Annotated in this window: 20 protein-coding genes and 1 other RNA gene; 5 read left to right on the forward strand and 16 right to left on the reverse strand. The window is 72.9% G+C overall.

The genetic code is table 11. The features are described 5' to 3' along the window. Positions 1–46: 46 nt before the first annotated feature. On the reverse strand, positions 47–325 hold the full coding sequence (locus ACZ5GH_RS14035) for a DUF3039 domain-containing protein (protein WP_224282582.1): 279 nt from the start codon (positions 323–325) through the stop codon (positions 47–49). Between the two features lie 63 nt (positions 326–388). Then, positions 389–973, reverse strand: coding sequence for a YqgE/AlgH family protein (locus ACZ5GH_RS14040; protein WP_387756874.1), 585 nt, complete (start codon positions 971–973; stop codon positions 389–391). Positions 974–1,280: 307 nt separating this feature from the next. On the opposite strand from ACZ5GH_RS14040, the gene murA reads away from it, so the two are divergent. After that, positions 1,281–2,621, forward strand: a complete 1,341-nt coding sequence (murA, locus tag ACZ5GH_RS14045) for a UDP-N-acetylglucosamine 1-carboxyvinyltransferase (protein WP_464334419.1) — start codon at positions 1,281–1,283, stop codon at positions 2,619–2,621. Between the two features lie 72 nt (positions 2,622–2,693). Here the strand turns inward: murA and ACZ5GH_RS14050 are convergent, their stop codons facing one another. From ACZ5GH_RS14050 to ftsE, 8 genes are all read right to left on the reverse strand, one after another. Next, a complete protein-coding gene (locus ACZ5GH_RS14050; RefSeq protein WP_030242980.1) occupies positions 2,694–2,978 on the reverse strand; it encodes an HU family DNA-binding protein in 285 nt (94 codons plus the stop codon). 508 nt (positions 2,979–3,486) lie between these two features. After that, positions 3,487–4,959, reverse strand: a complete 1,473-nt coding sequence (locus ACZ5GH_RS14055; RefSeq protein WP_387756872.1) for an NAD-dependent malic enzyme — start codon at positions 4,957–4,959, stop codon at positions 3,487–3,489. A 349-nt stretch (positions 4,960–5,308) separates the two neighbouring features. Next, positions 5,309–7,612: a HelD family protein gene (locus ACZ5GH_RS14060; RefSeq protein ID WP_464334420.1), complete on the reverse strand. Its 2,304-nt coding sequence runs from the start codon at positions 7,610–7,612 to the stop codon at positions 5,309–5,311. A 150-nt stretch (positions 7,613–7,762) separates the two neighbouring features. Further along, positions 7,763–8,144, reverse strand: a transfer-messenger RNA (tmRNA) gene (gene ssrA, locus ACZ5GH_RS14065). 86 nt (positions 8,145–8,230) lie between these two features. Further along, positions 8,231–8,707: an SsrA-binding protein SmpB gene (smpB, locus tag ACZ5GH_RS14070; protein WP_045695776.1), complete on the reverse strand. Its 477-nt coding sequence runs from the start codon at positions 8,705–8,707 to the stop codon at positions 8,231–8,233. 44 nt (positions 8,708–8,751) lie between these two features. Further along, entirely contained in the window at positions 8,752–9,888 is a 1,137-nt protein-coding gene (locus tag ACZ5GH_RS14075) for a S41 family peptidase (RefSeq protein WP_387756870.1), read from the reverse strand. Positions 9,889–10,001: 113 nt separating this feature from the next. After that, on the reverse strand, positions 10,002–10,913 hold the full coding sequence (ftsX, locus tag ACZ5GH_RS14080; protein ID WP_387756869.1) for a permease-like cell division protein FtsX: 912 nt from the start codon (positions 10,911–10,913) through the stop codon (positions 10,002–10,004). A gap of 79 nt (positions 10,914–10,992) precedes the next feature. Continuing rightward, positions 10,993–11,682 carry a cell division ATP-binding protein FtsE gene (gene ftsE, locus ACZ5GH_RS14085; protein WP_188307673.1) on the reverse strand — a complete coding sequence of 230 codons (690 nt, stop codon included), beginning with the start codon at positions 11,680–11,682 and terminating at the stop codon, positions 10,993–10,995. A gap of 350 nt (positions 11,683–12,032) precedes the next feature. On the opposite strand from ftsE, the gene ACZ5GH_RS14090 reads away from it, so the two are divergent. Beyond that, positions 12,033–12,227 (forward strand): hypothetical protein, encoded by a 195-nt coding sequence (locus ACZ5GH_RS14090; RefSeq protein ID WP_387756868.1) that lies wholly within the window; start codon positions 12,033–12,035, stop codon positions 12,225–12,227. Positions 12,228–12,293: 66 nt separating this feature from the next. Here the strand turns inward: ACZ5GH_RS14090 and prfB are convergent, their stop codons facing one another. From prfB to ACZ5GH_RS14105, 3 genes are all read right to left on the reverse strand, one after another. Next, a complete protein-coding gene (gene prfB / locus ACZ5GH_RS14095) occupies positions 12,294–13,406 on the reverse strand; it encodes a peptide chain release factor 2 (RefSeq protein WP_387756867.1) in 1,113 nt (370 codons plus the stop codon). 70 nt (positions 13,407–13,476) lie between these two features. Further along, positions 13,477–14,730 (reverse strand): serine/threonine-protein kinase, encoded by a 1,254-nt coding sequence (locus ACZ5GH_RS14100; protein ID WP_464334421.1) that lies wholly within the window; start codon positions 14,728–14,730, stop codon positions 13,477–13,479. Between the two features lie 269 nt (positions 14,731–14,999). After that, positions 15,000–16,934 (reverse strand): serine/threonine-protein kinase, encoded by a 1,935-nt coding sequence (locus tag ACZ5GH_RS14105; protein ID WP_464334422.1) that lies wholly within the window; start codon positions 16,932–16,934, stop codon positions 15,000–15,002. 380 nt (positions 16,935–17,314) lie between these two features. On the opposite strand from ACZ5GH_RS14105, the gene ACZ5GH_RS14110 reads away from it, so the two are divergent. Next, positions 17,315–20,149, forward strand: coding sequence for an FtsK/SpoIIIE domain-containing protein (locus ACZ5GH_RS14110; protein WP_464334423.1), 2,835 nt, complete (start codon positions 17,315–17,317; stop codon positions 20,147–20,149). A 175-nt stretch (positions 20,150–20,324) separates the two neighbouring features. On the opposite strand, the gene ACZ5GH_RS14115 is transcribed toward ACZ5GH_RS14110, so the two are convergent. Genes ACZ5GH_RS14115 through ACZ5GH_RS14125 form a run of 3 tightly spaced genes read right to left on the reverse strand, consistent with a single transcriptional unit; the run spans position 20,325 to position 22,324 of the window. Next, complete coding sequence (locus ACZ5GH_RS14115; RefSeq protein WP_464334424.1) at positions 20,325–21,143, reverse strand: class I SAM-dependent methyltransferase; 819 nt, start codon at positions 21,141–21,143, stop codon at positions 20,325–20,327. Positions 21,144–21,200: 57 nt separating this feature from the next. Next, entirely contained in the window at positions 21,201–21,887 is a 687-nt protein-coding gene (locus ACZ5GH_RS14120; RefSeq protein ID WP_464334425.1) for a hypothetical protein, read from the reverse strand. Between the two features lie 14 nt (positions 21,888–21,901). After that, on the reverse strand, positions 21,902–22,324 hold the full coding sequence (locus ACZ5GH_RS14125) for an ATP-binding protein (protein ID WP_464334426.1): 423 nt from the start codon (positions 22,322–22,324) through the stop codon (positions 21,902–21,904). A 203-nt stretch (positions 22,325–22,527) separates the two neighbouring features. Between ACZ5GH_RS14125 and ACZ5GH_RS14130 the strand changes: the two genes are divergently transcribed. Further along, positions 22,528–23,283 (forward strand): helix-turn-helix domain-containing protein, encoded by a 756-nt coding sequence (locus ACZ5GH_RS14130; RefSeq protein WP_464334427.1) that lies wholly within the window; start codon positions 22,528–22,530, stop codon positions 23,281–23,283. 27 nt (positions 23,284–23,310) lie between these two features. Further along, positions 23,311–23,778 carry an NUDIX hydrolase gene (locus ACZ5GH_RS14135; protein ID WP_464334428.1) on the forward strand — a complete coding sequence of 156 codons (468 nt, stop codon included), beginning with the start codon at positions 23,311–23,313 and terminating at the stop codon, positions 23,776–23,778. Positions 23,779–23,798 lie beyond the last annotated feature (20 nt).

The following is a 23,798-nucleotide window of genomic DNA, read 5'->3' on the forward strand; positions in this document are numbered from 1 at the left end:
AAAACGGCGTCGTGCGGAACGCCCCGGACCCCCGGCGGACACCCGGCTACTTGTTGTCGCCGTCGCCGCCCTGCGGCTTGCCGATGCCGTCGTAGATCTCCTTGCACATCGGGCAGACCGGGTACTTCTTCGGGTCGCGCCCGGGCACCCACACCTTGCCGCAGAGCGCCACCACGGGGGACCCGGAGAGCGCGCTCTCCATGATCTTGTCCTTCTGGACGTAGTGCGCGAAGCGCTCGTGGTCGCCGTCCCCGTTGGACACCTGCGGGACGGGCTCGACCAGGGTGCCGGTGCCGAGGCCGCGCTCGGGCTCAAGAGTGCTCATGGGTGCCAAGTCTATGGGGGCCTGCGGAAACCGGGCCAGTGTCGCGGCGCCCGGCCGGTCGGCTCAGTTCATCGTCGGGTCGTCCGGGTAGGTCGCCAGCAGGGCGACCGGCCCGCGCTGGCGGCGCAGCACCGCGCGCCACAGCCGCTCCGGCTCGGGGCTGGAGACGTCCCCGGGCTCGCAGTCCACCAGGTACCAGGCGCCGGTCTCCAGCTCCGCCTCCAGCTGCCCCGGCGACCAGCCGGCGTACCCGGCGAAGATCCGCAAGCTGCCCAGCTCGCCGGCCATCACCTCGGGCGGCGCCTCCAGGTCCACCAGGCCGATCGCGCCGTGCACCCGCCGCCAGCCGAGCGGCTCCCCGGTGCCCGGCTCCCCCGGCGCCACCGCGAGGCCGAGCGCCGAGTCCAGCGCCACCGGGCCGCCCTGGAACACCACGGCCGGCTGTCCGACGAGTCTGTTCCAGCCGTCCAGCACACTGCCCACCTCGACCGGCGTCGGCCGGTTGAGGACCACGCCGAGCGCCCCCTCGGCGTCGTGGTCGAGGAGCAGCACCACCGCCCGCGCGAAGTTCGGGTCGGTGAGCAGGGGCGTCGCGACGAGCAGACGGCCGGTCTGGGACCGGCCTCCGTGCGAATGGGCCGCCGTCATGCCCACATGATCCCGCAGAACGGCCCCGCTCGGACACCGCAACATGCCGAAACCCGCCACGCCGGACGAACACCCGTACGGCCGCACCGGAGGGCGGGCGCGGGCCCGGAGAGAGCACCATCACGGGAGAGGCTCACGGGAACCATCGGCACGCCCACTACCATCTACGTCTGGTGGACGCCTTCGTACGGTGCCGGCTCGGTTTCGCCGGGGGCCCGAACGCGCCCGTAGACGACCGGTCCACCACCGGCTCTCTCCCGGAGCCCCCTTCCCCCCGACTCCTCTGGCACCCCGGATTGCGAGAACGATGACCGACGACGTCCTGCTGGTCCACGGCGGAAACCCGCTCGAAGGCGAGATCCGCGTCCGCGGAGCGAAGAACCTGGTGCCCAAGGCCATGGTCGCCGCCCTCCTCGGGCAGGGCCCCAGCAGACTGCGCAACGTCCCGGACATCCGCGACGTCAAGGTGGTCCGCGGCCTGCTGCAGCTGCACGGCGTGACCGTGCGCACCGGTGACGAGGACGGCGAGCTGATCCTCGACCCCTCGCACGTCGAGAGCGCCAACGTCGCCGACATCGACGCGCACGCCGGCTCCTCGCGGATCCCGATCCTGTTCTGCGGCCCGCTGCTGCACCGCCTCGGCCACGCCTTCATCCCCGGCCTCGGCGGCTGCGACATCGGCGGCCGCCCGGTCGACTTCCACTTCGAGGTGCTGCGCCAGTTCGGCGCCACCATCGAGAAGCACCCGCAGGGCACCTACCTGGTCGCCCCGCAGCGGCTGCGCGGCACCAAGATCGAGCTGCCGTACCCCTCGGTCGGCGCGACCGAGCAGGTGCTGCTCACCGCCGTCCTCGCCGAGGGCGTCACCGAGCTGCGCAACGCGGCCATCGAGCCGGAGATCGTCGACCTGATCTGCGTGCTGCAGAAGATGGGCGCGATCATCACCCTGGGCACCGACCGGACGATCCTGATCACCGGCGTGGACGAGCTGAACGGCTACAACCACCGCGCGATCCCGGACCGGCTGGAGGCCGCCTCCTGGGCCTGCGCGGCGCTGGCCACCAAGGGCGACATCTACGTCCGCGGCGCCCGCCAGCTGGAGATGATGACCTTCCTGAACACCTTCCGGAAGGTCGGCGGCGCCTTCGAGGTGGACGACGAGGGCATCCGCTTCTGGCACCCGGGCGGCGAGCTCAAGGCGATCGCCCTGGAGACCGACGTGCACCCGGGCTTCCAGACCGACTGGCAGCAGCCGCTGGTGGTCGCGCTGACCCAGGCCACCGGCCTGTCCATCGTCCACGAGACGGTGTACGAGTCGCGGCTCGGCTTCACCGGCGCGCTGAACCAGATGGGCGCGCACATCCAGCTCTACCGCGAGTGCCTGGGCGGCACCCCGTGCCGCTTCGGCGCCCGCAACTTCCTGCACTCCGCGGTCGTCTCCGGCCCGTCCAAGCTGATCGGCTCCGAGCTGGTCATCCCGGACCTGCGCGGCGGCTTCTCGTACCTGATCGCGGCGCTGGCGGCCGAGGGCACCTCGACCGTGCACGGCATCGACCTGATCAACCGCGGCTACGAGAACTTCATGGACAAGCTGCGCGACCTCGGCGCCCACGTCGAGCTGCCGGAGGAGCAGCTCGTCGACGCCTGACGGACCGGCACGACGGCGAGAGGCCGGGCTCCCCAGCGGGGAGCCCGGCCTCTCGGGCGTTCAAGGGGTGGCTCAGGCAGCGCCCTTGGCGGCTTCCTTCAGCTTGGAGCCGGCGCTCACCTTGGCGCTGTAGCCCGCGGCGATCTGGATCGGCTCGCCGGTCTGCGGGTTGCGGGCGGTGCGGGCAGCGCGGTGGGTGCGCTCGAAGGTCAGGAAACCGGGGATGGTGACCTTCTCGTCGCCCTTGGCGACGACCTCGCCGACGATCTCGGCGAAGGCGGCCAGAACGGCGTCGGCGTCCTTGCGGGTCACCTCGGCGCGCTCGGACAGCGCGGCCACCAGCTCACTGCGGTTCATGTGTACTCCTGTGGTCTGTTCGCTTGCGGTGCGCGGGGGCCCATCGGTGCTCCCACCGGGGGGCACCCGGATAGGCCGCAGGTCCGCACACTGTGCTCATGCAGGCAATGCGTGGTCGCGGGCCGGGTCCGTACCCGATGCCGCGCGCCCGGGCCGTCGAAGGCCCACCCGCCCGCCTGGATACGAATCCTGCCCCGACCGGCCCCGAGAAAGCCAATCGGGCCCCGGCTGAGCCACCCGAACATCGCCCGCCCGTCGGAGGTGTGACGCCCCGTCGGCTCCGGCGGACCGGGAGCGGGCGGCGGTCGGGACGACACGCCGGAAGACCAGGGGGACGTTCCGTACTTGTCGGACACGCCTGCCCCGTGCAGAGCTACGGTACGCCCTAGGACTGACAAGCCCAAACACGCCCCTCGCCCTTGTGTCGCAAGGGTTCGGGGCGGACTTGGAGGGTATGACCACTATTCGCACATTTGAGCGATCTGCGACACGTCGCCCGATCCGGCCGTCAGAGCTTGACGGTGGGGAACGCGGCGGTGTCGAGGGTGCCGACGATGCCCGGGGTCGGACGGGACGGCGCGCGGTCGTCCTGCGCGCCCGCCAGGGCCGCCTCGCGCACCGCGGAGGCGACGGTCTTGGCGACGTCCTTGTGGAACACGCTCGGGATGATGTAGTTCGCGTTCAGCTCGTCGTCGGCCACGGTGGTGGCCAGCGCCCGGGCGGCGGCGATCATCATCTCGGTGTTGACGGTGCGGCTCTGGGCGTCCAGCAGACCGCGGAAGACGCCCGGGAAGACCAGCACGTTGTTGATCTGGTTCGGGAAGTCGCTGCGGCCGGTGGCGACCACGGCGGCGGTCTGCCGGGCGATGGCCGGGTCGACCTCCGGGTCCGGGTTGGCCAGCGCGAAGACGATCGAGTCCTCGGCCATGGTGGCCAGGTCGTCGCCGTCCAGGACGTTCGGGGCCGAGACGCCGATGAAGACGTCGGCGCCCGCCACGGCCTCCTTGAGGGTGCCGGTGCGGCCCGAGCGGTTGGTGTGCTCGGCGATCCAGCGCAGGCTGTCGTTGAGGTCCTCGCGGCCCAGGTGGACCACGCCGCGGACGTCCGCCACGGTGGCGTGCTCGACACCGGCCGCCATCAGCAGCTTGAGGATCGCGGTGCCGGCGGCGCCGGCGCCCGACATCACCACGCGGATGTCGCCGATCCGCTTGCCGACCACCTTCAGCGCGTTGGTGAGGGCGGCCAGCACCACGATCGCGGTGCCGTGCTGGTCGTCGTGGAAGACCGGGATGTCCAGGGCCTCGCGCAGCCGGGCCTCGATCTCGAAGCAGCGCGGCGCGGAGATGTCCTCCAGGTTGATCCCGGCGAAGCCCGGGGCGATCGCCTTGACGATGGCGACGATCTCGTCGGTGTCCTGGGTGTCCAGGCAGATCGGCCAGGCGTCGATCCCGGCGAAGCGCTTGAACAGGGCGGCCTTGCCCTCCATGACCGGCAGCGCGGCCTCCGGGCCGATGTTGCCCAGGCCCAGCACCGCCGAGCCGTCGGTGACCACGGCGACGCTGTTGCGCTTGATGGTCAGGCGGCGGGCGTCCTCGGGGTTCTCCGCGATCGCCATGCAGACCCGGGCGACACCCGGGGTGTAGATCATGCTGAGGTCGTCACGGTTGCGGATCGGCAGCTTGGACGACATCTCGATCTTGCCGCCGAGGTGCATCAGGAAGGTGCGGTCCGAGACCTTGCCGATCGACACGCCGTCGATCGCGCGCAGCTTCTCGACGATCTCCTCGCCGTGCGCGACCGAGGAGGCCGCCACCGTGACGTCGATCCGCAGGGCCTCCAGGCCGGAGGCGGTGACGTCGAGGCCGGTCACCGACCCGCCGGAGGACTCCACGGCCGTGGTGATCGCACTGACGGCGTTGCTTTGGGCCGGGACCTCCAGCCGCACCGTGATCGAGTTGGAGACACTGGGCACCGTCGCCATCGACGCTTCCTTCTTCCGTCTGTCCCGCAGGCTCAACATTTTGTTGAAGGCATCGCCTGCGCATGCTAGACCTCGATCGTCGCACCTTCCAAGGGCAAGCCAGAAATAACGTTCATTGAGTGTGCGGACCCGACAAACCCGCCCGACGGCACCGGTCCCCGACGCTCACTCCTTGCCTCTCCCGGCCGATGCGTTACATTGGACGGGACACCGGCTCGATCCAAGCCCCCGGGCCCAACCTTCGTCCCTTCGAGGGACCACTTGCCGCGAGGCGAGCATGGCGGGTCGGTGTCGTCAACGTCTGAAGGCCCCTCACCATCCGGTGGGGGGCCTTCTTCCGTACGGACCGTCAGCCGTGCAGCAGCGCGGGCACGCCGTCCGCGTCCGGCAGGTCGTCCGGGCCGGAGAGCACCGTCAGCCGCTGGGTCGCGCGGGTCAGCGCCACGTACAGCACCCGCAGGCCCGCCTCCGACTCGCCGGCGATGCCGGTCGGGTCGGCGACCACGGTCGCGTCGTACTCCAGGCCCTTGGCCTCCAGGCTGCCCAGCGCCACCACGCGCTCGCCCAGGCCCTCGGCCCAGCCGGCCGCCTCGTCCCGGCGGTCCATCGGCACCACGATCGCCACGGTGCCGTCCACCTCGGCCAGCAGCCGCTCCAGCTCGGCCCGGGCGGCCTTGCCGAAGGCCTCCGGCGAGGGGTCGGCGGTGGCCGCGAAGCGCGGCTCCACACCGACGTGGCGCACCGCGCTCGGCGACGGGGTACCCGGCGCGGCCAGCGCCAGCACCTTGGCCGCGACCTCGGCGATCTCGGCCGGGTTGCGGTAGTTCACGGTCAGCGTGAAGCGGCGGCGCGGCTTGCCGGAGAGCACCTCGTCCATCGCAGCCTGGGCCTCCAGCGGGAACGGCCAGGAGGACTGCGCCGGGTCCCCGACGATCGTCCAGGTGGCCGTCCGGGACCGGCGGCCGATCATCCGCCACTGCATCGGGGTGAGGTCCTGCGCTTCGTCCACGATGACGTGGGCGTACTCCGTGCGCTCCACCGGCCGGCGGTCGCGCTGGCGGGCGCTGCGGTCGGCGAAGGTGGTGACCTCGTCCAGGCCGCTCAGCAGGTCCACCGCGTCCACCTCGCGGACCTTCGGGCGGGCCGGCTCGCCGAGCAGCACCTGGAGCTCGTCGATCAGCGCGACGTCGTGCGCGGACAGCGCGCCCTCGCCCTCCGCCGACAGGTGGCGCCAGGAGGCGGCCAGCAGCCTGGCCTCGTCCGGGGTGACGGCGCGGCGGGCGATCCGGTTGGTGTGCCGGTGCTGGCGCAGCGTGGCGAGCACCCGGCGCGGGGTCAGCGCCGGCCACCAGGCGTCCAGGAAGTCCAGGAAGGACGCCTCGTCCGAGACGTACTCGTCGAAGGACTCCTTCTCCTCCTGGCGCTGCTCGCGGGCGTAGTGGTCGGCGGGCTTCGGCAGGTCCCTGGTGGCCTGCTGCCACAGGGCGTCCAGCAGCAGCCGGCGGGCGCGCGGGCGCAGCAGGTTCAGCGGGGTGCCGCCGGAGCCCACCACGTTGCCGCGCACGGCCTTCAGCCGGGAGGCGTCCAGCTTCAGCACCTCGCCGCGGGCGACCACCTTCAGCTCCTGCGGCGCGCCCAGCTCCAGGGCCGCGCGGGCGGCCCGGCGCAGCAGCTGCACCATCCGGGCCGAGCCCTTGACCCGGGCCGCCTCGGGGGTGTCGTAGGTGTCCGCCTCGATGCCGTCCACCAGCGAGCCGATCGCCCGGATGGCGACCTGGCCCTCCTCCCCCAGCGCGGGCAGCACGCCCTCGGTGTAGGAGACCAGCAGCGGGGTCGGCGAGACCACCAGGATGCCCCCGGCGTAGCGGCGGCGGTCCTGGTAGAGCAGGTAGGCGGCGCGGTGCAGGGCGACGGCGGTCTTGCCGGTGCCGGGGCCGCCGGTGACCAGGGTGGCGCCCGCGGCGGCGGCGCGGATCACCTCGTCCTGCTCCCGCTGGATGGAGGAGACGATGTCGCGCATCGAGTGGCTGCGGGCGCGGCCCAGCGAGGCCATCAGCGCGCCGTCGCCGACCACCGCCAGCTCCTCGCCGTCCAGGGTCGGGGTGAGGTCCGGGCGCAGCAGGTCGTCCTCGACGCCGATCACCTTGCGGCCCTTGGACCGGATGACGCGGCGGCGGATCACCCGGCCCGGCTCGACCGGGGTGGCGCGGTAGAACGGGGCGGCGGCGGGCGCGCGCCAGTCGATCACCAGCGGGCCGTACTCGGCGTCCAGCACGCCCAGCCGGCCGATGTGGAGGGTCTCGGCGACGGCCGGGTCGGCCGGGTCGAGCGGGGTGTTCGACGGGATCCCGTGCTCCTCCGGGGCGTCCGCCCGCTGGAGGTCGATCCGGCCGAACAGGAAGTCCTCGAACTCGCTGTTCAGACGCTGGAGGTGGGCGCCGGCCCGGTAGACCTGCGCGTCGCGTTCGGCGAGCGCGCCGGGAGTGCCGACCTGGACCCGCTTGGCGGCGTCCTCCAGGATGTACTCGGCCTCGGCGAGCTTCTCCTCCAACCGGTGGTAGACGGTGTCGAGGTGCTGCTGCTCACCGGCGATCTCGCGCGTGCGGACGGTCTCGTGGTCGGTGGCGGGGGTGGTGGGCGTGTTGCTCTGCATGGCCTCGGTGGTAGCGACGGAATCCGGCTCCGGAAAACGAGCGGACGGATGATCCTACGCCGCGACCCCCCGGCCGCGCTGCTCCGGAACGCACAAAAATCGAAGGCCGCCCTCCGCGGAGCGGAGGACGGCCTTCGAGTCAACATGGGGTGGTGGAGATGCCGGGAATCGAACCCGGGTCCAGTGGAGTCAATTCAGGGCTTCTCCGAGCGCAGTCCGCTGTGCTTTTCTCGGCCCTGGCGGTCACGCGGACAAGCCGCCAACAGGCCCAGCTGCTGTTTGGTTTCCCATCCGCCCTCGCAGCCCGGGCGGACGGTTGAGTTCCCTAGATTATGCCAGGGTCCGGGTCGGGAACTCCCCGGTCTGACACCCAAGCGCTATCGGTGCTTATTAGGCAGCGAGAGCGAACTGCTGGGAATCGCGCTTAGAGTTGGCGATTATTTTTTTGCGACACGTGGTTTACGAGATCATTGCCGCGTTCCTCGGCTCGCTTCCCCTGTTTCAACATCCCCTGTCGAAACCGATCATCCCCATGTTTTGTTGAGAAACAGCTCGGACGGTCATCGTCCGTGTTGCTTGCGCCATAGTACGCGAGGCGACGGGCGAGGGTCCAGCGGATTAGCCCTGGCGTCGGCGGGCCGCCGCCACCGCGCGGGCCGTCTCGCGGGTGTCCTGCTTCTCGCGCAGCGTCTGGCGCTTGTCGTACAGCTTCTTGCCGACGGCCAGCGCCAGTTCGAGCTTCACCCGGCCGTCCTTGAAGTACAGCGAGAGCGGGACCAGGGTGTGGCCCGCGTCGCGGACCTTGGTCTCGATCTTGCGGATCTCCAGCTTGTGTAGCAGCAGCTTGCGCTTGCGCCGGGCCGCGTGGTTGGTCCACGTCCCCTGGGTGTACTCGGGGATGAAGACGTTGTCGATCCACGCCTCGTGGTTCTGGATGTACGCGTAGCCGTCGACCAGGTTGGCCCTCCCCTCGCGCAGCGACTTGACCTCGGTGCCGGTGAGTACGAGGCCGCACTCGTAGGTGTCGAGGATCGTGTACTCGTGTCGCGCCTTCTTGTTCTGCGCGATCAGCTTCTGTCCGGTTTCCTTTGCCATAGCCCGGTCATTCTCGCACTTCGACGCCCGGCGGGGCAGCTGCTTTAGGCGCGGGTGCCGAGCCCCGCGAGGACCCGCAGGGCGAGCTCGTCGGCCTCCTCGCCCGAGCCGGCCTGGACGTCGGGGGCCAGGCCGGTGCCGTCGGGGGAGCGTCCGGCCGGGGTGTAGTAGCGGCCGACGGTCAGTTCCAGCACGGCGCCGTCGGCGAGCCGGCTGGGCTGCTGGACGGTGCCCTTGCCGAAGGTCCGCGAACCCACCACCACGGCGCGGCTGCGGTCCTGGAGGGCTCCGGCGAGCAGTTCGGCGGCGCTCATCGTGCCGCCGTCCACCAGCAGCACCAGCGGGGTGCGCTGGTCCCCGCCGGGCGGGGCGGTCAACTCCCTGGTCCCGCCGCGCTCCTGGTACGAGCCGACCGGTCCGCCGTCCAGGAAGATCCCGGCGGTGCCGGCCGCCTCGTCGACCAACCCGCCGGAGTTGCCGCGCAGATCGAGCACCACGCCGGTGTGCGGGGCGCGCAGCGCGGCGCGCACCTGGTCGGCCACGCCGCTGGTGAAGGCGCGCACGGTCACCCGCAGCACGCCCTTGCCCAGCTGCTCGGCGGTGACCTGGCGGCTGTCCAGCAGCACGCGCCGCAGCCGCAGTTCGCGTTCGTCGCCCCCGCCGCGCCGGACCGCCACGGTGACCTCGGACCCCGCCCGGCGCTCCTCGCCCTGGCCGCGCAGCCGCGCGACCACCTCGGTGACCGGCAGGTGGTCGGCCTGGTCCCGGCCGATCCGCACCAGCCGGTCGCCGGGGGCGATCCCGGCCTCGGCGGCCGGTCCGCCCGGCGCGACCTGGGAGACCTCGGTGACGCCGTCCTGGCCGCGGCCGACCGACACGCCGACGCCCGGGTACCGGCCGTCCAGGCCCTGGCTGAACTCGGCGTACTCCTGGGCGCTGTAGTACGCGCCCCAGCGGTCGCCGCCGGCCGCCAGCAGGTGCTCGGCCTGCTGCTCGGACAGGGCGGCGCCGGCCGGGTCGGCCGGGAGCCCGGCGGCGGCCCGGACGGTGTCGGCGGAGGGCCGGTGCGGCGGGTCGGCCGGGTCGCCCCAGGCGCCGGTCGCCGCGCCGGTCAGCAGCACGGCGCCGAACACCAGGCTGAGGGCGGCCACCTGGCGGCCCCTGCGCGGAGTTTGCAGCATGGCATCGGAGTGTAGACACCGCTCCGCGCGGGGCGGGCCGGAACGGTGGACCGCGGAAGGCCGACGGCCCCGGACGGCGCAGTGCCGTCCGGGGCCGTCGGGGCGTCCGGGGATCAGACCTTGAGGTACTTGCGCAGCGTGAAGAACGCCGCGACGCCGGCCATGCCCATACCCACCACGATCAGCAGCGGTATCACCGCGAGCACCGACCCGAGGCCGATGAAGTGGATGAACTGCACCCGGTCGGCCAGCCAGTTCTGGACGAAGAAGTGCCCGCCGATCAGCAGTCCGGAGGCCATCATCGCGCCGAGCAGCGCCGAGAAGGCCGCCTCGGCGATGAAGGGCATCTGGACGTAGAAGTTCGAGGCACCGACCAGGCGCATGATCCCGGTTTCGCGCCGTCGGCTGTACGCCGACACCCGGACGGTGTTGACGATCAGCAGCAGCGCGACGAACAGCATCAGCACCATGATCACGAAGGCTGCCGTCTGGAGGCCGTTGAGCAGGCCGAACAGGTTCTCCAGGATCTTCCGCTGGTCCTCGACCGACTTGACGCCGGGCTTGCCGGCGAAGGCGCTCTGGATCACGTCGTACTTGGTCGGGTCGTTGAGCTTGACCCGCCAGGACTGCGGCATGGCGTCCGGGCCCAGGACGGAGATGAGCGGGTTGTCCGGGTTCATCTCCTTCCAGTGCTTGTACGCCTCGGGGGAGCTCTCGTAGGTGGACGACTGGACCACCGACGTCATCTTGTCCAGCTGGTCCTTGATGTCCTGGACCTGCTGGTCGGTGGCCGCGCCCTTGTCGCACTGGGGCGAGTTGCGGGCGTCCGCCTTGGTGCAGAAGTAGATGCTCACCTCGACCTTGTCGTACCAGTACCCCTTCATGGAGTTCACCTGGTCGCGGACCAGGAGCGAGGAACCGGCGAGGGCGAGGGAGAGCGCGACGCTGACCACGACCGCGATGGTCATGGTCAGGTTGCGTCGGAGACCCACACCGATCTCCGACAGGACGAACTGGGCACGCATGCGGGAAACAACTCCAGGGTCGGTACTGCTCCGGGACTGGCGGTTCGGGCCGACGGCCCTACGGGTCAGCGCTGGTCGGTCAGTGCTGGTACCCGTAGACGCCGCGGGCCTGGTCGCGGACGAGCAGCCCCTTGTCGAGCTCGATGACGCGCTTGCGCATCTGGTCGACGATGGCCTGGTCGTGGGTGGCCATCAGCACCGTGGTGCCGGTGCGGTTGATCCGGTCGAGCAGCTTCATGATGCCGACCGAGTTCTGCGGGTCGAGGTTGCCGGTGGGCTCGTCCGCGATGAGCAGCATCGGACGGTTCACGAAGGCGCGGGCGATCGCCACGCGCTGCTGCTCACCACCGGACAGCTCGCCCGGCATGCGGTCCTCCTTGCCGCCGAGGCCGACCAGCTCCAGCACCTCGGGCACCACCTTGCCGATGGCGCTCTTGGGCTTGCCGATCACCTCCAGGGCGAAGGCGACGTTCTGCGCGACCGTCTTGTTCGGCAGCAGGCGGAAGTCCTGGAAGACGGTGCCCAGCTGGCGGCGCATGTGCGGCACCTTCCAGTTGGACAGCTTGCCGAGGTCCTTGCCCAGCACGTGCACGGCGCCCGTGGAGGGGCGCTCCTCGCGCAGGCACAGGCGCAGGAAGGTGGACTTCCCCGAGCCGGACGAGCCGACCAGGAAGACGAACTCGCCCTTCTCGATCTCCAGCGAGACGTTGTCCAGGGCGGGACGATTCTGCTTGGGATAGGTCTTGGAGACGTTGTCGAATCTGATCACGGCTGCATCACGGAGGCCATCCTAGGCGGCGCCAGTCCTCGGTCGGTCCGCCCCGGAGGCCCGGTCCATGGGCGGGCGACGGGAACGCAGAGGGCCGCTCCCGGACTGGGACCATACGCGAATCGGGAACGGGCCCGCAGGGACCGCCCGTGACAACGGCCACCCCTTGGGAGAGAATGTCCGCTTATGCCCCGAATATTGGGAGGCATCTCACAGCCCGGGAGCCGGAACCGCCGGAACCTGGCAGAGTGGAGGGGGCGACCGTGTCACGGCCGCTCCCCCGTACAGGGCAGTGCGTGGAACCAAAGCCCCGTCCGGTGCGTTGGCTGTAGCAGCAAGGAGGAGATCGCATGACCTGCGACCATCTGGTGTGCGCCAACTGCAACGGCCGCGTCAGCGACGGGCGTTGCCCGGTGTGCCGGGCCAACCGGGCCCGGATGCAGGAGCAGCAGGGGCCGTTCGCCGCGCTCTCCCCCGCGATGCTGCTGGCTTTGGTGGCCGGGCTGCTCGCGGTGGCGCTGATCGCCCGGCAGGCACTGGCCTGACCCCACGAGACGTACGAGAAGGCCCCCGACCACTGCGGTCGGGGGCCTTCTGCGTCGTGTCGGTGCCTACTCGGCGCTGGTCTCGCGCTGCTTGCGCCAGCGGATCCCGGCCTCGATGAAGCCGTCGATGTCGCCGTCCAGCACGGCCTGCGGGTTGCCGGCCTCGTACGCGGTGCGGACGTCCTTCACCATCTGGTACGGGTGCAGCACGTAGGAGCGCATCTGGTTGCCCCAGGAGCTGCCGCTGTCCTTGAGCGCGTCCATCGCCGCCTTCTCCTCCTGGCGGCGCCGCTCCAGCAGCTTGGCCTGGAGGACGTTCATCGCGGACGCCTTGTTCTGGATCTGCGAGCGCTCGTTCTGGCAGGAGACCACGATGCCGGTCGGGAGGTGGGTGATGCGCACCGCCGAGTCGGTGGTGTTGACGCCCTGGCCGCCGGGGCCGGACGCGCGGTAGACGTCCACCCGCAGGTCGCCCTCGTCGATGTCGACGTGGTCGGACTGCTCGACGACCGGGAGGACCTCGACGCCGGCGAAGGAGGTCTGCCGGCGGCCCTGGTTGTCGAACGGCGAGATGCGGACCAGGCGGTGGGTGCCCTGCTCGACCGAGAGGGTGCCGTAGGCGTACGGCGCCTTCACGGTGAAGGTCGCGGACTTGATGCCGGCCTCTTCGGCGTACGAGGTGTCGTACACCTCGGTGGGGTACCCGTGCCGCTCGGCCCAGCGCAGGTACATGCGCATGAGCTGCTCGGCGAAGTCGGCGGCGTCCACGCCACCGGCCTCGGCACGGATGTTGATCAGCGCCTCGCGGGCGTCGTACTCGCCGGACAGGAGGGTGCGGACCTCCAGCTCCTCGACCGCCTTCTGCAGGGCGACCAGCTCGGCCTCGGCCTCGGCGCGGGTGTCCGCGTCGTCCTCGGACTCGGCCAGTTCGAACATCACGCCCAGGTCGTCGATGCGGCCGCGCAGGCCCTCGACGCGGCGCAGTTCGCCCTGCAGGAAGGAGAGCCGGCTGGTCACCTTCTGCGCGTTCGCGACGTCGTCCCACAGGGTGGGGGCGGCTGCCTCCTCCTCCAGGACCGCGATGTCGGCCCGGATCTTGTCCAGGTCGATGACGGCCTCGATCGACCCCATGGTCGTATCGAGGTTCTTGAGCTCTTCGGAAGGATCGACGGCTGCCACGCCCCCCAGGGTAATGGTTCCGGGGGTGGTCATGACGACACCCCCGGTTCCCCAGGCGTCACAACGGCGGTCAGGGCGCCCGCGGGGCCGTGTCCGACACCGCCGGGCGGGTGGGGCGGCCGCCGTCCGGGACGGTGGCCGCGAAGGCCGTCCAGGCCGCGGCGGCGCCCGCCAGCAGCAGCACGGTGGCGATCAGGACGGCCAGCAGCCGGCGGCGGCGCAGCAGCGCCTGGCGGTCCCGGCGGTGGCCGGGGGCGACGCGCTGGGCGCGGGACTCGACCGCGTAGGCGGCCAGCTCCTCGGCGGACGGGCGGCGCAGGCTGGTGTGGGTGTCCCGGGTGGAGTCCGGGGCGGCGCCGGGCACCAGCGGCACGGCCGGGCCGCGGCGGCGCTTGTGGGTGCCGGGGCCGGCGTCGACCTCGGCGTAGACGGCCTCGCCGGGAGTCAGCTGCTCCTCGGCCGGGGCCCGGCCCTGGACGGGCACGGCGAGCACCGGCAGGCCGGCCAGCGAGGGCAGCTGCTCGCGCAGCCGGGAGGCCAGCTCGGCGGCGCGCAGCCGGGAGGCCGGGGCCTTGGCCAGGCACTCGGAGATGATCCGCCACAGCCCGTCCGGCAGACCGGGGATCGGCGGCACCTGCTCGGTGACGTGCCGGCGCAGCACCGCGCCGGTGTGGCCGCCGCCGAACGGGGTGGAGCCGGCCAGCAACTCGTACAGCACGGTGGCGAGGGCGTAGATGTCGACGGCGGCGCGCGGCTCCAGGCCCTCGATGATCTCGGGGGCGAGGTAGTCGGGGGTGCCGATGATCCGGGTGGCCCGGGTGCGGCGGGGGGCGTCGACCAGGCGGGCCACGCCGAAGTCGGTGAGCTTGGCGCGCGGGGCGCCGCCCGGGCCGGGGGCGGCGGCGAGGTCGAGCAGGACGTTCTCCGGCTTGACGTCGCGGTGGACGATCCCGGCCGTGTGCGCGGCGGCCAGGCCGTCGGCGACGTCGGCGATGACCGAGGCGGCGGTCTGCGGGGGCAGCGCGCCGTCCCGCTCCAGCCGGGAGCGCAGGTCGGTGCCCTGGACCAGCTCCATCACCAGGGCGAGGTCGCTGCCGTCCACCACCATGTCGCGCACGCCGACCACCCGGGGGTGGTCGAGGCTGGTCAGCGCGGTGCGCTCCTGGACGAAGCGGCCGACCAGCACCTGGTCGGCGGCGAGGTCCTCGCGCAGCAGCTTGACCGCCACCGGGCCGTCCGGCCCCTCACCGAGCCAGACCGTCCCGGCCGAACCCCGGCCGATCACCTGGTGGACGGTGTACCGGCTGCCGATCTTGCGTGCCAATGCTGCTCCGTGGGCGGCGCGGGAGCGCTCCGGGGGTCCGGCGCGCTCGGTGGGGCGGGACAACAGCGACCAACCTACGCGCCCGGAGGCCCCGCGCGGGCCGCCTGAGGGGCCCTGGGCGGGACTCCCGGCCGAGAAATCTCGCGAATTGTCGACATAGCGTCAATATCGCCGCCCGGGCGGGCCGGGGCCGGATCGGCCCGGCCCCCGATGCCGAGCCGGCACGGGCACCGGCCCAGTCGGCCTGGCACGGGCGCCCTCCCGGGGCGCTACCTGCCGAGGACGCTGTTCACCCAGCCGCGCGCCGAGTCGAACCAGCCCACCACGTTGTCCCAGTACTGCGGCAGCGGCGTGAAGTTCCACAGCGCCACCCCGGCCACGGCCAGCACCAGCAGGACCATCAGGCAGCCCTTGAGGCAGCCGAGCCCCGGGATGTACATCCGGTTGCGGCTGCGCGGGCGCGGCTCGCGGGCCGGCGCGGGCTCGCGGCGGGCCGGGGCCGGCGGCTCCTCACGGCGCTGCGGCGGGGCCTCCCGGTACTGCGGCGCGGGCGGCTCGGCCCGGCGCGGCACCGGGGTGGGCGCGGGCGGCGGCGGGTAGCCGCCCTGCGGCTGCCCGTACCCGGACGGGGCCTGCCGGTAGCCGCCGGGCTGCTGCGGCCCGGGGCGGCCGCCCTGGCCGCCCTGGCCCCGCTGACCACCCTGGCCCTGCGGACCGCCGTGGCCGCCCTGGCCCGCCTGGTACGGCGGCGGGGCCACCGGCGGGCGCTGGGCGTAGCCGGGCGGGGGCGGGGACTGGCGGTAGCCGCCGGGCTGCTGCGGCCCGGGGCGGCCGCCCGGGGCCCCCTGGCCCGGCCGACGGCCCTGGCCGGGGTGGCCGCCCTGGCCGGCCTGGTAGGGCGGCGGGGCGACCTGCGGGTCCGGGTAGTCCTCGTAGTCCTCCGGGCCGAAGTAGCCGACCTGGGTCTGCTGGTTGCGGTCCCGCGCCGCGCGCAGCTGGGTCTGCCACGGGTGCGGCGCCTCCTCCTGGGGCGGCGCGGCGGGCGGGGGCGGCGGCACGGCGGCGGGCGGCATCACCCGGGTGCGGTCCTCGGCGCCCTGCGGGGGCGCCGGCGGCGGCTGGGTGCCCATCACCCGGGTCGCCCCGGCCGGGTCGTACTGCGGTCCGGCCGGGGGCGGCGGCAGCACCTGGGTGCGGTCGTCGGCGCCCAGGGCCGTCGCACCCGGGCCCATCGCGCCCGGCACCGTCGCGGGCGGCAGCGGCGACGCGGTGGCGGGGACGGCGGTCGGCTGCGGGTCCGGCAGCAGCAGGGCGCCGACCGCCAGCGCCTCGTCCACCGCCGCCGGGGAGGCGTGCACGCCGACGCCGGCCGCGACCACCCGCAGCGCGTGGGCCAGCGAGGTGGCGCCGGGCCGCTGGGCCGGGTCCTTGCGCAGGCAGCGCTCGATCACCGTCCAGAGCGGCTCGGGCATGGTGCTGGGCCGCTGCGGCTCCTGGGCCAGGTGGGCCTGGAGCACGGCGAGCGCGCTGTCGCCCTGGAACGGCTGGCGGCCGGTGACCAGCTCGTACAGCATGATCCCGGCGCCGTACACGTCCACCGCGGAGGTCTGCGGACGGCCCTCGGCGGACTCCGGCGCGACGTAGGCGGGGGTGCCGACGAACTCGTGGGTGCGGGTGACGCCCGGGGAGTCGGCCAGCCGGGCGATGCCGAAGTCGGTCAGCAGCGGGTGCATCCGCTCGACGCCGTCCACCAGGGTGGAGGCGAGCAGCACGTTGGCCGGCTTGAGGTCGCGGTGGACGATCCCGTCCGCGTGGCTGGCCGCCAGCGCGTCCGCGACCTGGGCCATCAGCAGGGCGCCCGCGATCGGGCTGAAGGGGCCGTTGGCGCGCAGGTAGCGGGCCAGGTCGGGGCCCTCCACCAGGTCCATCACCAGGGCCAGCAGCTCGCCCTCGACGACCAGGTCGCGGACCCGGACGATGTTGGGGTGGGTCAGCCGCAGCAGCAGCGAGCGCTCGCGCAGGAAGCGCATCACCACGTCCGGGTCGGCGGCCAGCTCCTCGCGCAGCACCTTGATCGCCACCCGCTGGCCGGGCGCGCAGCCCGGCACCTGGACGTCCTCGCGCACCACGCCGCGCCAGACGGTCCCGGTCGCACCCCGCCCGAGGGTCTCATCCAGCAGATATTTGCTGCCGACTGGCCGCACCTGTCGCACTCCTCGCCGTGCCGCCCGCGCGGGGCGCTCCTCCGCTGGTGCGGTGAGCCTGCCGGGCCCGTGTCTGCGGCCACTCTAACGGTGTCCGTTCGGGTTTTTGAGGTGGCCGGTAGGCCATCCGCAGGGTCTGGGGAAGGGTTGGGGGACATCCCCTAGGGAAGGTCCCGGGCACCCCGCGAGGGGCCGGTCGACCTGACCCTCCGTCGCCCGCGCCACGGCGATGATCGCAAGATCGTCAAATCCGGTACGGTGCGCGGACCGTCCTCGACGGATGGCAGGATGGACACTCGCCACTCGTGTGGCCCAACGGTGCCCACGGCACCGGGCAGCGGCACCAGGCTTCACATCAGCAGAAGGGACCCGCGGGCGAGATGCAGATCCGGCTGACCGTCCTCCGACCGCGCAGCGGCCCGTCCGCCGCCGGCTCCGCCATTCCCTACGTGGACGTGCTGGTCACCGCGCCCGTCGGCACCGCACTCGGCGCCATCGCGGGCGCGCTCGCCGGGGCCGTGGGCGTCCGCGGGCCGCGGGCCGCCACCCACGTGCACCTCTACGCCGGGGCGCACCGGGTCGACGAGCACACCCTGCTCGGCCACCCCCCTCTGCTCGACGGCGCCGTGCTCAGCCTGAACGAGCCCGACCCCACCGCCGACGACCCCGACGACGCCCCCGCCGCCGAACTGCGGGTGGTCGGCGGCCCCGACGCCGGCGGCGTGCACCGGCTGCACGGCCGGGAGATCCGGGTCGGCCGCTCCGCCGAGGCCGACGTCCCGCTCGACGACCCGGACGTCTCGCGGCTGCACCTGTCCCTGCACCTCGCCGAGGACGGCCGGGTCTCCGTCCGCGACCTCGGCTCCACCAACGGCACCGCCCTGGACGGCCGGCTCGTCCCGCCCGGCCCGCCGGAGGCCGCCGTCCCGCTGGAGCCCGGCGCCCTGCTGCGGATCGGCGAGTCCACCCTCCAGGTGACCGCCCCCGAACCGGCCGAAGCCACCGGAGCCGTCCGCGCCGCCCTGCCGGACGGCCACGGCCACCTCCAGCTCGCCGCCCCCGGCCCGGTCCGGCCCGCGCCGCCCGTGGTCGAACCGCCCGCCGCCCCCGAACCCGCCCAGGGCCGCGGCCGCGGGCTGTTCTCCCTGCTGCCCGGCCGCGCCGCCGAGCCGCCCGGCCAGGAGAGCGCCGAACGCCACCACGCCGCGGTACGGCTGCGCCAGACCGCCGCCCAGCGCGAACGCTGGCCCGACCTCGCCACCCTGCTGCTCAACGCCGTCGGCCCCGGCCCCCGGCTCTGGGAACGCGGCCCCGGCCACCCCGACGCGCTCACCCTGCGCCTCGGCACCGCCGACCGCCCCGGCGGCCCCGGCACCACGCCGGGCACCACGCTGCCCGCCGTCCCGATCACCCTCGACCTCCAGACCGCCGGCAGCCTCGGCCTCAGCGGCCCGCGCGAGCGCCTGGACGCGCTCGCCCGCGCCGTCGTCGCCCAGCTCGCCGCGCTGCACCCGCCGACCGGGCTCAGCCTTGTCGTGGTCGACGCCGACCCGGCCCGCGCCGCCGAGGACCGCGCCGACACCTGGGCCTGGGCCCTGTGGCTGCCCCACCTGCGCCCGGTCGACGGCCAGGACTGCCGACTGCTGATCGGCCTCGACGACGAACAGGCCACCGCCCGGCTGACCGAGCTCACCGCCCGGCTCAGCGGCCCCAGCGGCCTCGGCGGCCACCCCGCCACCGTGGTCGTGGTGGACGGCCGCCCGGCCACCGAGGCCGCCCGGCAGGCGCTCGACCTGCTGCTGCGCCAGGGCCCCGCCGTCGGCATCTTCCCGATCTGCCTCGCCGAACAGCCCGAACTGCTCCCCCGGGGCCTCGGCGCCACCGCCGTGATCACCGGCGAGGTCGGCACCCAGTTCTCGCTGGACCGCCCGGTCGCCCGCGGCCGGGAGGCCCTGCACGAGGTCTCGCTGGACGCCGTCTCGGACGCCTGGGCCGAACGCCTCGCCCGGCTCCTCGCCCCGCTGCGCGAGGCCACCCCGGCCGCCCGCGGCCCGCTGCCCGACGTCCTGCGGCTGCTCGACCTGCTCCAGCTCGACACCGTCACCCCGGCCAAGCTCTCCGCCCGCTGGGACGCCCACGCCGGCGGCATCGGCGCCGCCACCGCCCTGCTCGGCACCACCCGGGACGAGCTCTGCACGCTCGACCTGGCCGACCCCGAGCTCACCCTCCCCTCCCCCGACCCGGGCGGCCCGCACCTGCTGATCGGCGGCGCCCGCGGCTCCGGCAAGACCGAGCTGCTGCGCACCCTGGTCGCCTCGCTCGCCGTCTCCGAGCGGCCCGAGCGGCTGGCCGTCACGATCATCGAGGGCCGGGCCGTGTCGGACGGGCAGGACGGGCTGGACGGCTGCACCGAGCTGCCGCACGTCACCGGCCGGGTGAACGCCGCCGCCGACCCGCGCGCCGCCCTGCTCGCCGCCGAGGCGCTGGAGGACGAACTCACCATCCGGGAGCGGCTGTTCGACGGGCTGGACTTCGCCTCCTGGCACGCCGCCCGCATCCTGGACGAGCAGAGCCTGGACGGGCCGGAGGAGGACGCGGAGCACGCCAAGGTCCCGGTGCCCGCCGCCGTCGGCGGCGGAGCGGCCACCACCCCCCGGATCATCCCGCCGCGCAGCGCGGAAGGCCCCCGCCCGACCGGACCGGCCGCTCCCCCCGCCCGGCTGGTCGTCGTCGTCGACGACTACGACGCCCTGCTCTCCCCCACCTCCGCCGCCGGCCGCCCGCTCGCCCGCGCGCTGGCCGCCGTCGCCCGCCGCGGCGGGCCGCTCGGCATCCACCTCGCCGTCGCCACCGGCCGCCCGGAGGAGAGCGCCGGCACCGAGGTGGACGAGGCCGCGCTGCTGAGGATCGCGCTGCGCACCGACGACCCGGCCGACTCCGACCTGCTGATCCATCTCGGCGACGCGGCCGCCCTCCCCGAGGACACCCCCGGCCGCGGCTACCTCCGGCTCCCGGACGGCGGCGTCACCGCCTTCCAGACCGCCCGGATCAGCGGCCGCATCCCGCGCACCGCCACGCTGCGGCCCACCGTCGTCGCCATAGACCCGCTCCAGCTCGGCGCCCCACCGGCCCGCCGCCCGGTCCGCGAGCTCGGCAACGGCCCCACCGACCTCGCCCTCCTCGCCAGCGCCCTCCAGCGCGCCGCCGCCCGCTGACCGGCCGTCCCGCACGAGAAGTCGGCCAGTCCGACTTCCCGTGCGGCAGGTGGGCGTACCACGCCGAAGCCGGCGGCGGGGCCGCGTGAACGCACGCGGCCCCGCCCCGAAGAGAGAGTCACGGCGGCCCCGGCCATGAGTGGCTGGGGCCGCCGAACGCACAACCGACCTCCCCTCAGCGGCGGCAGATCAGGATGCCGCCGAGGCTGTTGATCTCGAAGACCCCCTCGGTGGCGATCGCCGCGGCGACGATCTCCGCTGCCCGGCCGACCGTCTCGTGGAACGGGACGCCGCTCCGGTCGGCCCAGGCCTCGTAGGAGGCCAGGTGGGCGACGACCGGCGCGGGGTCGGTGACCTCGATGACGCCGGGCAGTTCCCGCACCCTGATGTCCTCGAACACCGCACCGAGGTAGCCGGAGGCCTTCTCCAACGAGAACCGGGAGCTCAGGGTGACCCTCCCCGGGCCCTCGGGAACCCCGAGGACGTCCCCTGCGGCCCTGGCCCAGAGCCGGTCGAGCTCCTGCTTGTCGGTGTCGCTGTTGGTCGAGGCGATGAGCACACCGCCAGGCCGGAGGACGCGGGCCAGTTCCTTGATCGTGGCCTCGATGTCGCCCACGTGGTACAGCATGTGCAGGGCCAGCACCGCGTCGGCGCTGCCGTCGCCGAACGGCAGGGCTTGGGCGTCGGCCACCAGGACCGGCTTCGGGACGTCGGCGAGGATGCCCGCCGAGATGTCCACTCCCACGACCTGGAGGTCCGGTCGGTCCCGGTGCAGGCGATTGACGTACGTTCCGTTGCCGCAGCCGATGTCGATCACGGTGCCGCTGGTGCCGGCCAGCTCTTCGACGACGATCCCCGGCAGGTCGTACCGCGGCCGCTGCCACTGGTAGAGGGACTGCCGGGCGGCCAGGTGGCGGCCGTCGGCGTAGGCGCTGTTCGCGAGGATCGCCTTGTCGGCGACGGCGGCGTCCTGCTGTGCGGTGTTGCTCGTCACTGTGGCAGCTCCGGAGGATTCGTGAGTGCGGGGCGAGAGCAGGCTTCTCCGCCATTCTCACGACGCCTCGGGACGATTGGGAAGCCCGCCCCGACTCCTCCTTCTCCCCGTCGCCGCTTCGGTGAGCCGAAGCGGCGAGACTGCGTTGTCCGGTCTTCTGCGCAGGAAGTCGGCCTGGCCGACTTCCTGCGTGCACAGGCAGGTCACACGGGTGCGGCAGTGAGTGAGGGCGTACCTGATGCGGCGGTCGGAGGGGAGGGTGGTGGCGAGGAGTTCGCCGGCGGTGACGAGGCTGGCCCAGTAGCGGGTGGGGTCGCCGGTGCGGGGCAGGGGGCGGGCAGCGGCCAGGGAGAGGTAGGCGGCTGTGAGGTTGCCGGTGGCGAACCAGCGCTGGAGGCCGTGCTGGTGGCCGGGCCGGATGCCGCCCATGGCCTCGATGGCGACCAGGAAGTGGTCGACGACGGCGAGTTCGGTGTCGGTGAGGGACTTGGGGACGTCGAAGACGCCGAGGGCTTCGAGGAGTTCGCCGGTGTCGTGTTCCGAGTCGGGACGGGGGTCGGCGAGCAGCGCGTCATGGCAGTCGGCGAGGCGGCGGACGGTCTCGGCGAGGGGGATGCCGAGGGCGAGGCAGACGGCGCGGGCCGTGGGCAGGGGCTTGTGACCGAGGCGGGCGATCAGGGCGTAGGTCGCGGCCGGGGTGGCGCCACGGGAGAGGGTGTGCCGGGCGAGGGTGGCGAGGTGCATGGGGAATCGGGCTTTCAGGGGGTGGTGGCGGGGGCGATGAGGGCCCAGACGTACTTGCCGATGCCGCACGGGCGGGAGGCGCAGCCCCGGCGTTCGGCCAGTTCGCCGACGAGGAGCAGGCCGCGTCCGTGCTCGTCGTCGGGAGTGGCGGTACGGAGGAGGGGGCGGGTGGTGTCGGCATCGTGCACTTCGAGGCGCAGGAGGTCGTCGGGGGTGAGAGTGAAGCGGACCTCGATGTGCCGGTCGTCGGGCGCGGCGGAGTGCTGGACGGCGTTGGCGAAGAGCTCGCCGAGGAGCAGCTCGGCAGTGTCGCGGTAGCGGTCACCGGTGGGGAGGCCGGAGAGGTAGGCCCGGAGCAAGTAGCGTGCCAGGGGCGTGGATTCGACACGGGAGTCGAGACGCGCGACGAACATGCGGGGGCGACGGAACGTGAGCATGGGGGAGCACCTCGAAGGGGAGGAAAGAGGAGGCCGGTTGCACCACCGTTGGTGATCATCCGATAGCGAGCAGTCATCACCGGAGGGCTTGATGGTGCCCTGCGAGGTCAATCCATTGCGACGCCGCTCAGACGTCTTTCCGGTGTCCGACAAGGCGTCATTTCGGCGTCTTTCAGCGGCGGCTGACCTCTATCGTTGGGTTCATGACGACGCCGAACGAAACTCTGAGGGCCGTGCGCCTTGGACTTCGCCTCAGCCAGGACGAGTTCGCGAAGCGCCTGAGGGCAGTCGGGGTGACCCAGGGAGAACCCAATGACGCGAGCAAGCGTCTCGTACAGCGCTGGGAGTCAGGGGAGGTCAGGTTTCCCCGCCCGGTGTACGTTCGAGCCCTTGAGGCTGTCACCAAACTCTCCGTGGACCGCCTCGGCTTCGAATCACCACAGCTACCGCCGAGGGTCAGCGTGGACGGTACGGGAGGCCATGACATGACCAGCGATGAACCGGGCGTGCCCGTGCAGGCCGCATCCACCTCCCCGGGTGAGGACTACTCGGGGATCTGGATCAGCCACTACGAGTTCTTCAGCAGCAGCCGGGAGAACTCGTTCACAGGCCTGCACCACGTCGTGCTGTCCCAGAGCGGAAACCGGATCACCGGCCGCTCCCTCCCCGGCGCGTCGTCCAACCCCGACTCACCGCTGTCGTTCGACCTCACCGTCGACCGGAACGTCGTGACGGGCTCATGGGTGGAGCAGACCGCGCAGGACGGCTACTACCAGGGGGCCAGGTACCACGGCGCCCTTCAGCTGCTGGTCGATCCGACCGGGCGCCGGATGGCCGGCAAGTGGGTCGGCTTCGGCAAGGAGTTCGACGTCAACACCGGGCCCTGGGAGCTGCGCCTGCTGGACAGGGCCACCACCGACGACGTCTTGAGCCGCTACAGCGTGCCGCCCGAGGCGTAGCGCCGTGTTCGATCGAGGTGGTGGATCATGTCCAGGCGTGACTACAAGGACGACCCGAACGCCCCCGAGGCAAACTCGCTGGTCCCGGCCGCGTCGGTGGTCGCAGTCGACGGCGCGGGCCGTGTCCTGCTCCAGCGGCGTACCGACAACGGGATGTGGGCACTGCCCGGCGGAAAGATGGAGATCGGTGAGTCGCTCGCCGGGTGCGGCATCCGCGAGACGCGCGAGGAGACCGGCATCGAGGTCGAGATCACCGGAATCGTCGGCACATACACCGACCCTCGGCACGTCTTCGCCTACGACGACGGCGAGGTCCACCAGGAGTTCTCCATCTGCCTACTCGGCCGCCCGCTCGGCGGGGAACTGAGGGTGTCCGACGAGTCCCACGAGGTGGCCTGGTTCACCCCGGCCGAAACGGACGGGCTGCCGATGGTGTCGAGCATCCGCAAGCGGCTGGCCGACTGGCGCTCCGGAGCGATTCCCGTGGTGCGTTAGCCGCCGGGCGATTCCTCCTC

It is taken from the genome of Kitasatospora sp. Xyl93, assembly GCF_055383135.1.